Here is a 14,625-nt window from a genome sequence, read left to right as displayed (position 1 = left end):
AATGCAACTAGAATTTTATAAATACCAAGGAACAGGAAATGATTTTGTAATGATTGATAATCGTTCGGAGTTTTTTCCAAAGGAGAATACACAACTCATCGCGCACTTATGTGACAGACGTTTTGGAATAGGAGGCGATGGTCTTATTTTATTGGAAAATGACTCTGAAACTAATTTCAAAATGGTCTATTATAACTCTGACGGAAACCAAAGTTCTATGTGTGGTAACGGCGGCAGGTGTTTAGTGGCTTTCGCCAAAAAGCTGAACGTAATCCAAAACAATACTACTTTTATTGCTACAGATGGTTTGCACCACGCGACTATTGAAGATGACGGATTGGTTTCGCTACAAATGATAGATGTTGATGAGGTAAAAGTGAGTTCAGATCATGTGTTTCTAAATACGGGTTCACCACACCATGTGCAACTGGTAGACGATTTAGAAAATTACAATATAAAGGAAAACGGAGCAGCCATTCGATACGGAGATTTATATGGAAAAGCAGGAAGTAATATCAATTTTGTAAAACAAATTGACGACACTACTTTTTCGTTACGAACGTATGAAAGAGGCGTAGAGGATGAAACCCTTTCTTGTGGAACAGGCGCTACAGCAGTTGCAATTGCAATGAATGTTTTAGGAAAAACGAATGCTTCTTCTATTGATTTGAATGTTGAAGGCGGAAAATTAGTCGTTTCTTTTGATAAAAAAGAAGGACATTTTACAGACGTTTTCTTGAAAGGACCAGCGGAATTTGTATTTAAAGGAACGATTGAGATTTAAACAAATTCTAAATCAAAAATGAAAACATTAAAAGGCGACAATATCTATATTCGTGCATTAGAACCCAATGATTTAGAGTTTGTGTATGCCATTGAAAACGACCAGAGTATTTGGGAAGTCAGTAATACGCACACGCCTTACAGCCGGTTTTTAGTCAAACAATATTTAGAAAATGCCCATCAGGATATTTATGAAGCCAAGCAATTGCGATTGGCTATTTGTCAAGATCAGGATTTCCCGGCCTTAGGTTTAATCGATTTATTTGATTTTGATCCAAAGAATAACAGGGCAGGAGTAGGTATCGTTATCCAAGACAACGAAAACCGAAAACAGAATATTGGTTCAGAAGCTTTGGGGCTATTAATTGAATATGCTTTTTGTAATCTTAATTTACACCAATTATATGCAAATATAGGAACCGAAAATGAAGCTAGTAAAGCACTTTTTACTAAATTTGGATTCGAAATTATAGGGGTCAAGAAAGACTGGACTTTTATGAACGGCGTTTATAAAGACGAAGCTATTTTTCAATTAATCAATACTAAATTTTAAATTTTTTAGTTTTGAATCAGTATCGTTTCAAAATCGAATAAATAGGAAGAATGACACGGTTCTGATTCCAAAAAATAACAATACCACTTATGAATATTAAGAAAATTATCACCATTGCTTCTGTTGTTTTAATATCAATATTAATGATTTATGGATTAATACTGTTGAAACAAATTTTTTCTGCCAATACAAAATTTACCGATAAAGAAGTCTATGTATATGTTCCGACAGATTCTAAATACGAAGATGTTAAAAAAATAATTGCGCCGTATGTCGAGAATATGGACCGTTTTGAAATGGTTGCAAATAAAAGAGGCTATTCTGATAATGTAATTCCGGGTCGTTTTCTATTTACAAAAGGAATGAACAGTTATGAATTGGTAAAAACCTTAAGACTTAATTCACCTGTGAAATTAGCATTCAATAATCAGGAAAGAGTAGAGAATTTAGCGGGACGTGTAGGTTCTCAAATAGAAGCCGACAGTTTATCATTATTAACTTCGTTTAAAGATTCTATTTTCTTGAAAGAAAACGGTTTTAACGAAGAAAATGTTTTGGTAATGTTTATTCCTAATACGTATGAGATTTATTGGAATACTACTGCTGAAAAATTCCGCGATAAAATGATTAAGGAATACCGTAATTTCTGGAATAAAGAAAGAGTTGCCAAAGCACAAAAACAAGGATTAACTCCTATTGAAGCTACTATTTTGGCTTCAATCGTACACAAAGAATCCGTTAAAAAAGACGAGAGACCAAGAATTGCAGGCGTATATTTGAATCGTTTAAGAGCGCAAATGCCATTGCAAGCAGATCCAACCGTTATTTTTGCGATGAAAAAGAAATCGAATGATTTTGACCAAGTCATCAAAAGGGTTTTTTACAATGATTTGACAATGAGTCATCCGTACAATACGTATATGAATGTGGGACTTCCTCCGGGACCTATCGCGATGCCTGATATTACAGCATTAGAAGCTGTTTTAGATCCTGAGAAAAATAATTTCATTTACTTCTGCGCCAGTGTAGAGCGTTTTGGATACCACGAGTTTGCCGCTACATTAGAAGAACACAATAAAAACGCCAAAAAATATTCGGATTGGATCAACAGCCAAGGCGTAAAAAGATAGTTTTGGGGCGGAATAAAAAAGTTGTCTTTTTGTTGCTGTTTTGGATGATTTTCCAAACTGGTTTTGCTCAAAATACAGCGGATAGTTTCTTCAAACCATCCGATTCTTTAGATATTAAAAGACAAAATACAGTTATTATTTCCGAAGCAGTTTTTACTACGGGAACTTTAATAGCTTTGAATCAAGCTTGGTACGCCGAGTATCCCAAATCTGATTTTCATTTTATAAATGACAATGCTGAGTGGCTACAAATGGATAAAGCCGGTCATGTATTTTCGTCGTATCATTTGGGACGATTTGGTGCTGAAATGCTACAATGGAGTGGTGCCAATAAAAAAAATCAATTGCTGTATGGAGCAGGTTTAGGTTTCACATTTTTAACTGCAGTCGAGGTTTTAGATGGATATTCCTCTGAATGGGGCGCTTCATTAGGCGATGTTGTGGCAAATGCTTCCGGGACAGCTTTATATGTTTCACAAGAATTAATATGGAAGGAACAGCGTATTATGCCTAAATTTTCTTTTCATACTACAAAATATGCCGGTTACAGACCTGAAGTTTTAGGAAGTTCATTTACAGAACAGATTCTAAAAGACTATAATGGACAAACCTATTGGCTCTCGGTCAATTTACATTCTTTCGCTAAAGGATCAAAAATACCAAAATGGCTCAACTTGGCCTTGGGTTATGGGGCTGATGGTATGATAACCGGAAATAAAGAAGATACACCCCCTATTTTAACCTCTAATCCAAAAAGATTCAGACAATTTTACCTGAGTTTGGATGTAGATTTGACAAAAATTAAGACCAAATCCCATTTTTTGAAGACCGTTTTCTCCGTTCTTAATACCGTTAAGATACCTGCACCTACAATTGAATTTGTGCACTTAAACGATATAAAATACCACTTAATCTATTTTTAGAAAAGTTTAACTGCTTGATTATCAGTATAATTATTTTTGTTGTATCTTTGCGCATAGAAATTTCTTAACGGGACAGCGTTTTGAAGAAAAACAATTTATGATAAAGAAGTGGTATTTTTACACTAGTCTGACTGTAATTACAGTTTTTTTAAGCTCAGGTTTTAAACCGTTTAACTTAGAAACCAGCCCTTGGTTTCTTATCAATGAAGAAGAAGGAACACACTACTTATTTCCTTCTGAAAAGCAAGAAGATTACATCAATTTGAACATCCCTTTTACTGGAAATTTTTTCGTTGGCTTTAAGGAAGCAATCGGATACAGAGAATCTGAAAGTAAATATAGAAAAATCAATTCTTTAGGATATTTAGGGAAATACCAATTTGGTATTGAGACTTTAAAGTCTGTTGGAGTTCGTAATAGTTCTACTTTTTTAAATAGTCCTGAATTACAGGAAAAAGCATTTATCGCACTTTTGGCTAAAAATAAATGGGAACTGAAAAAGGAGATTGAAAAATACGAAGGAACAATTCTCAACGGAATACACGTTACTGAATCTGGAATTTTAGCTGCGGCTCATCTTGGCGGTGCAGGATCAGTAAAAAAGTATTTTAAAAATAAGGGTAAGCGCTATTTTAGAGATGCATACGGAACTTCCATAAGAACGTATATGAAGCTATTTGGTGGTTATGATACTTCATTTATTGTTGCTGATGGCAATGCAAATGTAAAAAACATACAGATTTAATAGTTTAAACAAAATATAAAAGGCTGTCTGAAATTACTTTAGACAGCCTTTTTTTGATTCTAAATCAAATTTATTTCGCTTTAAGAATTTCCCCATTCGGACGCACCACTAATTTCATGGTTTCCTTATCTTTTTTGATTTTAATATTATATTGTTTTTTGATAATATCCCCTTCTGCCTGTGAATAGAGGAAACTGTCATTTACAATTGACCAACCGGGATATGCTCGGTAAATAGAATAGATAACCTCCCCGGGAAGTTTTACATTTTTGAATTCTTCCACAACGCGTATTAGTTTTCCGTTTTCATTGTAAGTTGCGGTCAAAGAGCCATTTTTTACTTCCATTACTACAAGGTATTCTTCAAACCCTTCAGCATCTTTACCTAAATCAAAGGCAATAAATTTTTCTTCTACAGTTCGTACTCTTTGGTCAGGATTATTGTCAGGAATATAAACAGAAAAATCGGAGCCAACTCTTTTAATAACTACGCCAGGTAATTCTTCGATTTTAATTTTTCCCTTTGGAGTTTCTTGTGAGTATGATGCTATAGTAACGCTTAAAAAGAGTATAATAATAAGTGCTTTCATAATATTTAAGTTTTAAATTAATTAATGATTTTTCGTAATTGTAATAAACTAATATAGTCTAAGGCTTGCTGTTTTACTCCCCCTTCTTTAGTTGTTTAATTATCTATATATCAGTAATTTACAATTTTAAATTTTTAACAAAAATGAATATGCTTATGTAAATTTAGCTTTTTAATTCAGTTTTTTGCGTTAATTTATACCATAACTTATGTTAATAAAATCAGTTAAATCATTTCTTTTTTAATAGGAATAGTATGTTCTTCCTTTTTAATAAAAAACAAAAAAAGCACCAATCTTTTGATTAGTGCTTTAGATAGAATTGAAAATTATAGTGTCCTTTTTTATTCGAAACTGCCCATTAAAATTTCTAATATTTTAATGGCAGCTTCACTAATTTTTGTTCCTGGCCCAAACACGGCAACAGCACCAGAATCAAATAAAAACTGGTAATCTTGCGCAGGAATTACTCCGCCTACAACCACCATAATATCTTCTCGACCGTATTTTTTTAGCTCTTCAATTACTTGTGGCACAAGAGTTTTGTGTCCGGCCGCTAGAGAAGAAACCCCTAAAATATGTACATCGTTTTCTACGGCTTGTTTGGCAGCTTCGGCTGGTGTTTGAAAAAGTGGGCCAATATCTACATCAAAACCAACATCAGCATAACCTGTAGCCACAACTTTTGCACCACGATCGTGCCCGTCTTGTCCCATTTTGGCAATCATTATTCGAGGGCGACGTCCTTCTTTTTTAGCAAATTCGTCTGCTAATTGTTTTGCTTTTTCAAAACTCTTGTCGTCTTTTATTTCTTTACTATACACACCGCTAAAGGATTTAATTTGTGCTTTGTATCTTCCAAAAACCGCTTCTAATGCATCACTGATTTCTCCTAATGTTGTTCGGTTTCTAGCGGCTTCAACGGCAATTTCCAATAAATTACCTTCTCCTGTTTGCGCACAAAGGGTTAGTTTTTTTAATGAATTTTGGACTTTTTCAGTATCTCGAGTCGCTTTGATTCGGTCTAATTGTTCCAATTGTTGCTTGCGAACCATTTGGTTATCCACATCCAGAATCTGTAACGGATCTTCCTTTTCTAATCTATATTGATTCACACCGACAATAATATCCTGTCCGCTGTCTATTCTTGCTTGTTTTCTTGCGGCCGCTTCCTCGATTCTAAGTTTCGGAATTCCAGATTCAATGGCTTTCGTCATTCCGCCCAGTTCTTCCACTTCTTCGATTAGTTTCCAAGCATTTTCGGCAATCTCATTCGTCAAACTTTCTACGTAATAACTACCGGCCCAAGGATCAACAGTTTTGGTGATTTTAGTTTCTTCTTGTAAATAGAGTTGCGTGTTTCTGGCAATTCTTGCCGAGAAATCCGTAGGTAAAGCTATGGCTTCGTCCAAGGCATTGGTATGCAAAGATTGTGTTCCTCCAAAAGCGGCTGCGGCTGCTTCAATACAGGTTCGTGCCACATTGTTAAAAGGATCTTGCTCGGTTAAACTCCAACCCGAAGTTTGGCAATGGGTTCGCAAGGCTAATGATTTATCGTCTTTTGGTTCGAATTGTTTCACCAGTTTTGCCCATATCATCCTTCCGGCACGCATTTTGGCAATTTCCATAAAATGGTTCATTCCAATCGCCCAGAAAAAGGATAATCTTGGTGCAAACTCATCAATTTTCATTCCGGTCGCTAATCCTGTTCGAATGTATTCCAATCCATCGGCCAAAGTGTAAGCCAATTCAATGTCAGCAGTGGCTCCCGCTTCTTGCATGTGATATCCTGAAATGGAAATCGAGTTGAATTTGGGCATTTTTTTGCTGGTAAATTCAAAAATATCTGCAATGATTTTCATCGAAGGCGTTGGCGGATAAATATACGTGTTACGCACCATAAACTCTTTCAATATGTCATTTTGTATCGTTCCGGAAAGTAACTCGGGTTTTACACCTTGTTCTTCGGCGGCGACAATATAGAAAGCCATAATAGGTAAAACAGCGCCATTCATCGTCATAGAAACGGACATTTCATCTAGCGGAATTTGGTCGAATAATACTTTCATATCTTCCACGGAATCAATTGCAACTCCAGCTTTTCCTACATCACCTACCACACGTTCATGATCGGAATCGTAGCCGCGATGAGTAGGTAAATCAAAAGCGATGGAAAGTCCTTTTTGACCCGCTGCTAGGTTTCTTCTGTAAAAAGCATTACTTTCTTCAGCAGTTGAAAATCCTGCATATTGGCGAACGGTCCAAGGTCTGCGTACGTACATTGTTGCATAAGGTCCGCGTAAATTTGGTGCAAAACCAGCTCCAAAATCAAGATGAGTAAGATTTTCAATGTCTTGTTCCGAATACGTTGGTTTTAGTTCGATTCCTTCTGCGGTTAGAAATGCATCAGCCAAAGAATTTTCATTCTCCACTTTCAACGGTGTACTTTCTAATTTTATATGTTGTAAATCTTTTCTTTTCATTTGTTTAGTACCGAATTACACGAATGCTGATGAATTTTTAATTTTGATTAGTCGAAATTGCTGAATCTTATTCAAGACCAAGTCGCTCTTGTTCTATTTTTTCTGCCAGACGTTTTTCGATTATTGGTGTAATCAATGTTTTTCTTGGTTTGACTTTTACAAAAGGGAACAGCTCTAAATCGTGTTTCATTTTATCTTGTTTGTTGGGATGTTTGTTTGTTCCCAATAAAATTTCTTTACCGTTATCAAATAATGCTTGTGCGGTATCAGCACTTTCCTGAATTTTTCTTTTGATGATTCCATCATTAAGTTGTTTCAGGAAACCTCCATTTGCCTCAATATCTTTGAATAAAGCCAATGATTTTTCAGCTAATTGATTAGTAAGATTTTCGATGTAATAACTGCCGTCAGCCGGATTATTAACTTTATCAAAATAACTTTCGTTTTTGAGAATCAACAATTGGTTTCGGGCAATTCGGTCACCAAATTCGTTGTCTTTGTGGTATAATGCATCGTAAGGTAAATTAGCAATAGCATCCGCTCCGCCAATAATTGCGCTCATACATTCGGTTGTGGTACGCAACATATTCACGTTATAATCGTATAAAGTTTTGTTTCGTTTTGTAGGCGAAACAATGATGTTGCAATCTAAGTTGTGGTTGTATTCTTTGGCAATCAGATTAAAAAGTAATCGTAAAGCACGCAGTTTTGCAATTTCAAAAAAGTAATTTGTCCCCACGGCAACTTCAAAAACAATGGGTTTGTTTATAGCTTCAACCCTGTTGAAATATTCATTGGCATGTCCTAAACTATAGGCAATTTGCTGCACCATGTTGGCACCGGCATTTTGATACAATGCCGCATTAATGCTTATTAACGATACAGATGGTGTTGCAGTCGAAAGTAAATTCAGTGTTTCGAAATTATTTTTTTCTTTGGTTGTAAACCAGTTTCCGTCTTTGGCTAATTGCCCAATTGGATCCAGATTACAGAAAATGGCGGTGTTATTTTTCTTTGCAAATGCATCTATTTTTTTTACGAAATCGATTGAAATAAACCCCAGATTAAAATAAACAATAACTTTTTCTAAAGGTAATTGCTCCAATAGATTGGTAACATCAATCGATTCGTTTTCTATTGTAAAACGAAGGCTGTCCGCACCACGACTCAAAGAATCTAATGCTCTTTCGATAGATTTTTCAATATCATAAACAAATATATTTTGGCAAATTTTGAAATTTGTCGCTTTTGTAGTTACTGAGAAAGCTTTGGCAAACTCATCTTTGTGATAAAAAGGTTTCACTTGGATGTCTTCGGGAGAATTCCAAACTACCGTTTCATTATAATCCGCTCCATTGAGTTCAAATTGGATTTTTTGTTTCCATTGTTTGGAGGAAATGGGATTGAAATCATCGAAAAGATTTGTTGTCATTTTGTTTATGGTTTTCCTAATTCCAGCTTTTTCCTATTGGAAATGAGCTGAAACTTGGTGTTTTATTTTTCAATCGTGTCACCTTCGAATTCAATGATATAAATATCTTCACTATCTTTTTTCATATAGTATTTTTCTCGGGCGTATTTTTCTATCTGTTCTGAATTTTTTAATTGCTTGATGTTCTCTTGGTCCTTTTTTATTTCTTCCTTATAATAATTGGCATTGTCTTCTAATTCGTTGATTTGTTTGTCTAGAACTCGATGCCCGAAATAGGAATAGTTGTCCAAAAAAATCATCCAAGTAGCAAAAAATAACAACACCCAGACATATTTGTTACTTAAAAATTTAAACCAAGGTTTGTCTTTATACGGATTTGTCATTTTTTATTTTTTTTAGCCCCGATTACAGTGAAAATCCTTTTAGTAGGTGATGATGACGAAGGAAGATTCACCTACTAAAAGATTGAAACGGAAAGCGGGAAATAGCTCCTAATAATTATTACACTAAAATTACAATTAAATTATAGAATTTTTTGATTTATTACCGCACGAACTACATCAATGGCTACCGTGTTGTATTTATCGTTTGGTATAATAATGTCTGCAAATGCTTTGGTTGGTTCTATAAACTGCTCGTGCATTGGCTTCAATGTTGTTTGATATCTGTTGATTACTTCATGCATATCTCGGCCACGTTCAGCGATATCGCGTTTCATACGACGGATTAATCGTTCGTCAGAATCAGCATGAACGTATATTTTTACATCAAATAATTCTCTTAATTCTGAGTTTGCCAAAATTAAAATCCCTTCCACAATCATCACTTTTCGAGGATGTGTGAAAACGGTATCGTCCGTTCTATTGTGTGTCACAAACGAATAAACGGGCTGATGAATGTTGTTTCCTTCTTTTAATTCTTTAAGGTGAGTGACCAATAATTCGAAATCAATGGCACGCGGATGATCAAAATTAATTAATGCTCTTTCATCAAATGATAGTCCGTGATTTTCTTTATAATACGAGTCTTGCGAAATAATTCCTACTTCGGTTTCTGGTAATTCATTCATGATTTGATGTACAACGGTTGTTTTTCCGCTTCCTGTACCACCTGCAATTCCTATAATGAGCATAATTTTTTTGTTATGTATTTTATCCCGACAAAAATAGGAATTTAATTGGGAGTGGATTTTTTTTTTTGAGGAAATCTTGCTAATTTAATATATTTATTGCTCGTTATTAATTGACATTTTTTTCTATCTTTAGTTTCTAAAACAGACTGCTTTGTATTCACAAATCAATAAAAATATAAGTCGCTATGTCACTTTTGAACCGAAAGAATTAGAAATTTTCAATTCTTTATTGGAATATAAAACGGTTCCTAAGAAGACAATTTTACTTCATGAAGGCGAGATGTGCAATTTTGAAGCCTTTGTTATCAAAGGCTGTGTCCGTAAATATTATATTGATGCCAATGGTTTTGAAGTCATTCTACAATTTGCCATCGAAAATGCGTGGATAAGCGATATTTCTTTTAGTATTTATGAAGATAAACCGAGTCGTGTGTATATCGAAACATTGGAAGATTGCGAATTTTTTATGTTCAGTCCAGACAGTAAAGAAGAATTATTCGTTAAAGCACCAAAGTTTGAACGCGCTTTCCGCATCTTGATGCAACGCAATCTTGCGGTAACCCAAGAACGCTTGTTTTACACCATTTCTAAAACTGCCACCGAGAAATATTTAGAATTTCTCGACCATTATCCTACACTTTCACAGCGCGTTGCCCAGCATTATATTGCTTCTTATTTGGGTATTTCGGCGGAGTTTCTTAGTAAAATAAGAACTAAAATAGCGAAACACTAAATTCTAGTTATTTTTCATTTCTTGTCCTAGTTCAATGCATGCGCTTTTTTTTTGACGCAACTTTGTACCACAATATTAAAGAACAGAACAATGGAAAATACAGATAAAATAATAGAAGGAGCAATTACACATTCCGTTTTGCATAAAGCGGATACTCGCGGTCATGCCAATCACGGTTGGTTAGAATCCTATCACACTTTTAGTTTTGCAAATTACCACAATCCAGAACGAATGAATTTTGGCGTGTTGCGCGTTTTGAATGATGACAGAGTCAATCAGGGAATGGGTTTTGGGAAACATCCGCATGATAATATGGAAATTATTTCTATTCCGCTCGAAGGTGATTTAGAACACCAAGACAGTATGGGAAATACTACCGTAATCAAGGAAGGTGATATTCAGGCGATGAGCGCCGGTACGGGGATTTTTCACAGCGAATACAATAAAAATAAAGATCAGTTGGTTAAGTTTTTGCAGATTTGGATTTATCCAAATCAAAAAAATATAACGCCTCGTTATGACCAAATTACTTTAGATTTAAACGATCGTCACAATAAATTACAACAAATTTTATCACCAAATCCAGAAGATGAAGGCGTTTGGATTCATCAGGATGCTTGGTTTCATATTGGAAAGTTTGACAATGATTTTTCAACTTCGTATGAATTGAAAAAACCAGGAAATGGAATCTATGCTTTTGTTTTGAAAGGGGATTTCACCATAGGGGACATTGCTTTAAATGAACGTGACGGATTAGGAATTTGGGATACCAATAGTATTAAAATTACCGCTAATTCTGCCAATGCCGAAATCCTTTTGATGGAAGTACCGATGAAATTGTAATTAAATAAATGAATAATAGAAATAACTAATAATAAATAAAATAATACTATGTCAACAACAAAATGGGTAATTGACCCAACACACTCAGAAATTGGTTTTAAAGTGAAACACATGATGTTCACTAATGTTTCAGGTAAATTTTCAAAATTCGACGCAACGATTGAAGAAGAAGATAACGATTTTGAAAACGCAAAAATTGAATTTACAGGTGCAATTGATTCGATAACAACAGGAAATGCAGATAGAGATACTCATTTATTGAGCCCAGATTTTTTTGATGCTGCACAGTTTCCAGAAATTAAATTTAGCGCTACTTCTTTTACCAAAATCAATGAGGGCGAATATGAATTGGTTGGAGATTTAACCTTACACGGTGTCACAAAATCAGTGAAATTAGCTGCAGAATATGGCGGATTAATGAAAGATCCATGGGGAAATACCAAAATGGCACTTGCATTAGAAGGAAAAATCAACAGAAAAGATTGGGGATTAAACTGGAATTCGGCTCTTGAAACTGGCGGTGTTTTAGTAAGCGAAGAAGTTCGTTTGAATATCGAATTGCAATTTTTGCAACAATAATTTTAAAATAAATTAAGCACAAATCTCAAAGAATTATTTCTCTTGAGGTTTGTGTTTTTTAAAAATTGGAATGATGGAAACCATAAATATTTTATACATAGGAAGACATCTCGAAATCTTGGCAACTGTAATCCGATTAATAAATGCAAACGAGAATTGGAATGGAGTAGGCGTTATGAACGATGAGGAAGCTAAGGAGGTTTTTATAAGAAAAGATTTTTCACTTGTATTGTTAGGTTCCGGAATTCAAGAAGAAAGTGAAACTAATTTGTGTACTTTTTTCAATAAACAGAATCCAAATATAATTATTGTTCAGCATTATGGCGGTGGAAGTGGTTTACTGAAAAGTGAAATTTTACTGGCCTTGGAAAACAATAAAAATTAAAAACTCTTTTTTTACCATTTAGTTTCTTAATGGTTAAATTTATAAAATAGGATGTTTACTAAAATATTTAGTAGTGTCAACTAAAAAAAGAGAGCCAAGTGACTCTCTTTTTTGTTTTGTATAAAACTATTATTTGTTCTTCTTTGCTTTAATCATCATTTCCAACTGATCCCAAAGTTCTTCAGGAATAGCTTCTAGAATATTGAATTGACCGGCTCCTTTCAACCATTCGCCACCATCAATAACAACGACTTCACCATTTACATACGCTGAAAAATCAGAAACTAAATAAGCCGCTAAATTGGCTAATTCCTGATGATCTCCTACACGCTTTAATGGCACTTTTTTAGCCATATCAAATTTTTCGGCTAAATCTCCTGGTAATAATCGGTCCCACGCTCCTTTAGTTGGGAACGGTCCCGGAGCAATTGCATTAGAACGAATTCCGTATTTTGCCCATTCTACCGCAAGACTTCGTGTCATAGCAAGAACTCCGGCTTTTGCAGTAGCACTTGGCACCACATAAGCAGAACCTGTCCAAGCGTAAGTCGTAACAATATTTAAGATGGTAGATGATTTTTGTTTGGTGTCAATCCAATGTTTTCCAAAAGCAAGGGTACAGTTTTTGGTTCCTTTTAAAACAATATCAATTACTGTATCAAAAGCATTTGCAGATAATCTTTCGGTTGGAGAAATAAAGTTTCCGGCAGCATTATTCAGTAAAACATCCACTTTTCCAAAAGCTTTCAAAACTTCTTGAAGCATATTTTCCACTTCTTCATAATGGCGTACATCACATTGAATAGGAAGACAAGTTCCGCCTGTTTCCGTTTCCAGTTCTGCTGCAGTATTTTTCAGTTTTTCTAAATCTCTGGAAGTAATGGCAACTTGCGCACCCAATTCCAAGAAATATTTAGTCATTGCTTTTCCTAAACCGCTTCCGCCTCCGGTTACGACAATTACTTTGCCTTTTAGGGCATCGTCACGTAACATTTTATCTGTATAACTCATATTTTTGATATTTTTTTATTGTAAATATAATAAATTAAATAGTATGCATGCATAATAAAAAACAAAATCGTTTCTTTTAAATTGCACACAATCTTTTAGCAGCTTCTTCCAGCGTAGCATTGTCTTTTGCAAAACAGAAACGTATTAATTTCAAGTCTTTCCCATCGGCATAAAAAGTAGAAATAGGAATTGCAGCCACGCCATGTTCAGTAATGAGGCGTTTACAGAAATCAACATCGCTCTCATTTGATATAGCTGCATAAGAAGCCACCTGAAAATAAGTTCCCTCGCAAGGCATGAGTTCGAACCGACTATTTTTTAATAATTGTCTAAAGTAATCCCGTTTTTCCTGATATAATTTCCCGATTTCAGCAATAGAAACGATGTCTAGATACTCGCTAATAGCAATTTGAGAAATACTATTTACGCTAAAAACTAAAAACTGATGTACTTTTTTGATTTCCTTCATTAGGTATTCCGGCGCTACTAAATAACCAACTTTCCAACCCGTAACATGGAACGATTTTCCAAAAGAGGAAACCATCACACTACGATTTAATAATTTCTCACGTGTATGAGCCGAAATATGTTTTTCTTCGAAAGTGATGTATTCATAGACTTCATCAGAAAGAAGTACGATATCCGGATATTTTTCCAACAGGATTTCCAACGATTCAAAATCAGAATTCGCTAAGATTTTCCCCGTTGGATTATGCGGATTATTAATGATAATCATTTTGGTTTTTGGAGTAGATGCCTTTTCGATAATTTCCCAATTTGGAGTATAATCATCATTCAGTGCTACCCGAACTGGATTTGCGTTACACAATAAGACGGGTGCTTCATAGCAATCATAACTTGGATCTAAGATAATTACGTCATCATTATTTTTCACCAAAGCCATTATAGTGGTAAAAATAGCTTGTGTTGCTCCGGCAGTAACCAGCAATTCCGTTTCGGGCAGAATAGTTCTTCCATAGGAGTGTTTAACGAGTGTCGCTATTTTTGATAATAATGGAGAATAACCAGACATTGGAGTGTATTGATGCACATTTTCTTTCGCCAGTTTGGAAATAATATCAGTTAATCTTTCATCAACAGGAAAGTTTGGAAAACCTTGTGAAAGATTGATGGCGTTATATTCAGCTGCCATTTTTGACATAACCGTAAAAATACTCGTGCTGATATTTGGTAGTTTACTCATAAAAAAATAACGTTGATTACTTTATAAAAGTAGTAGTTTAATCCTAATTTTAATTTTTTGGGAACTGATAATTATCAAAAATTTAAGTTATTGCGTTTTGTAT

General features: G+C 34.7%; 16 protein-coding genes. 9 read left to right on the top strand and 7 right to left on the bottom strand.

Annotated features, from left to right (window positions below):
- The first annotated feature begins 1 nt into the window (after position 1).
- From dapF to QLS65_RS00825, 5 genes are all read left to right on the top strand, one after another.
- Positions 2-784, top strand: coding sequence for a diaminopimelate epimerase (dapF, locus tag QLS65_RS00845; protein ID WP_282714633.1), 783 nt, complete (start codon positions 2-4; stop codon positions 782-784).
- An 18-nt stretch (positions 785-802) separates the two neighbouring features.
- Positions 803-1,336 carry a GNAT family N-acetyltransferase gene (locus QLS65_RS00840; RefSeq protein ID WP_282714632.1) on the top strand — a complete coding sequence of 178 codons (534 nt, stop codon included), beginning with the start codon at positions 803-805 and terminating at the stop codon, positions 1,334-1,336.
- Between the two features lie 89 nt (positions 1,337-1,425).
- Complete coding sequence (gene mltG / locus QLS65_RS00835) at positions 1,426-2,466, top strand: endolytic transglycosylase MltG (protein ID WP_099714575.1); 1,041 nt, start codon at positions 1,426-1,428, stop codon at positions 2,464-2,466.
- Between the two features lie 44 nt (positions 2,467-2,510).
- A complete protein-coding gene (locus QLS65_RS00830) occupies positions 2,511-3,389 on the top strand; it encodes a DUF2279 domain-containing protein (protein ID WP_282715740.1) in 879 nt (292 codons plus the stop codon).
- Positions 3,390-3,486: 97 nt separating this feature from the next.
- The gene (locus QLS65_RS00825) at positions 3,487-4,134 is read left to right on the top strand and encodes a peptidoglycan-binding protein LysM (protein ID WP_099714577.1); all 648 of its coding nucleotides are present in this window, start codon (positions 3,487-3,489) and stop codon (positions 4,132-4,134) included.
- A 70-nt stretch (positions 4,135-4,204) separates the two neighbouring features.
- Here the strand turns inward: QLS65_RS00825 and QLS65_RS00820 are convergent, their stop codons facing one another.
- The 5 genes from QLS65_RS00820 to udk form a co-directional block, all read right to left on the bottom strand.
- Positions 4,205-4,723 carry a hypothetical protein gene (locus QLS65_RS00820; protein ID WP_099714578.1) on the bottom strand — a complete coding sequence of 173 codons (519 nt, stop codon included), beginning with the start codon at positions 4,721-4,723 and terminating at the stop codon, positions 4,205-4,207.
- Positions 4,724-5,064: 341 nt separating this feature from the next.
- The gene (scpA, locus tag QLS65_RS00815) at positions 5,065-7,203 is read right to left on the bottom strand and encodes a methylmalonyl-CoA mutase (RefSeq protein WP_282714630.1); all 2,139 of its coding nucleotides are present in this window, start codon (positions 7,201-7,203) and stop codon (positions 5,065-5,067) included.
- 67 nt (positions 7,204-7,270) lie between these two features.
- Complete coding sequence (locus tag QLS65_RS00810) at positions 7,271-8,635, bottom strand: methylmalonyl-CoA mutase subunit beta (protein WP_282714628.1); 1,365 nt, start codon at positions 8,633-8,635, stop codon at positions 7,271-7,273.
- 62 nt (positions 8,636-8,697) lie between these two features.
- Entirely contained in the window at positions 8,698-9,018 is a 321-nt protein-coding gene (locus QLS65_RS00805; RefSeq protein ID WP_099714581.1) for an FtsB family cell division protein, read from the bottom strand.
- A 140-nt stretch (positions 9,019-9,158) separates the two neighbouring features.
- Positions 9,159-9,767: a uridine kinase gene (gene udk / locus QLS65_RS00800; protein ID WP_282714625.1), complete on the bottom strand. Its 609-nt coding sequence runs from the start codon at positions 9,765-9,767 to the stop codon at positions 9,159-9,161.
- Positions 9,768-9,918: 151 nt separating this feature from the next.
- Between udk and QLS65_RS00795 the strand changes: the two genes are divergently transcribed.
- The 4 genes from QLS65_RS00795 (at position 9,919) to QLS65_RS00780 (ending at position 12,307) form a co-directional block, all read left to right on the top strand.
- A complete protein-coding gene (locus QLS65_RS00795) occupies positions 9,919-10,500 on the top strand; it encodes a Crp/Fnr family transcriptional regulator (protein ID WP_282714624.1) in 582 nt (193 codons plus the stop codon).
- A gap of 90 nt (positions 10,501-10,590) precedes the next feature.
- Positions 10,591-11,343: a pirin family protein gene (locus QLS65_RS00790; RefSeq protein ID WP_282714622.1), complete on the top strand. Its 753-nt coding sequence runs from the start codon at positions 10,591-10,593 to the stop codon at positions 11,341-11,343.
- A gap of 48 nt (positions 11,344-11,391) precedes the next feature.
- Positions 11,392-11,922 carry a YceI family protein gene (locus QLS65_RS00785; protein WP_282714620.1) on the top strand — a complete coding sequence of 177 codons (531 nt, stop codon included), beginning with the start codon at positions 11,392-11,394 and terminating at the stop codon, positions 11,920-11,922.
- A gap of 73 nt (positions 11,923-11,995) precedes the next feature.
- The gene (locus QLS65_RS00780) at positions 11,996-12,307 is read left to right on the top strand and encodes a hypothetical protein (protein WP_282714618.1); all 312 of its coding nucleotides are present in this window, start codon (positions 11,996-11,998) and stop codon (positions 12,305-12,307) included.
- 129 nt (positions 12,308-12,436) lie between these two features.
- Here QLS65_RS00780 and QLS65_RS00775 read toward each other — a convergent pair whose 3' ends face one another.
- Positions 12,437-13,318 (bottom strand): SDR family oxidoreductase, encoded by an 882-nt coding sequence (locus QLS65_RS00775; RefSeq protein WP_167547431.1) that lies wholly within the window; start codon positions 13,316-13,318, stop codon positions 12,437-12,439.
- Between the two features lie 76 nt (positions 13,319-13,394).
- Complete coding sequence (locus tag QLS65_RS00770; RefSeq protein ID WP_282714614.1) at positions 13,395-14,522, bottom strand: methionine aminotransferase; 1,128 nt, start codon at positions 14,520-14,522, stop codon at positions 13,395-13,397.
- Between the last annotated feature and the right edge of the window lie 103 nt (positions 14,523-14,625).

It is taken from the genome of Flavobacterium algoritolerans (genome assembly GCF_030010385.1).
Lineage (GTDB): Bacteria > Bacteroidota > Bacteroidia > Flavobacteriales > Flavobacteriaceae > Flavobacterium > Flavobacterium algoritolerans.
Note: the sequence above shows the minus strand (reverse complement) of the source record. Positions and strands in the feature narration are given on the sequence as shown.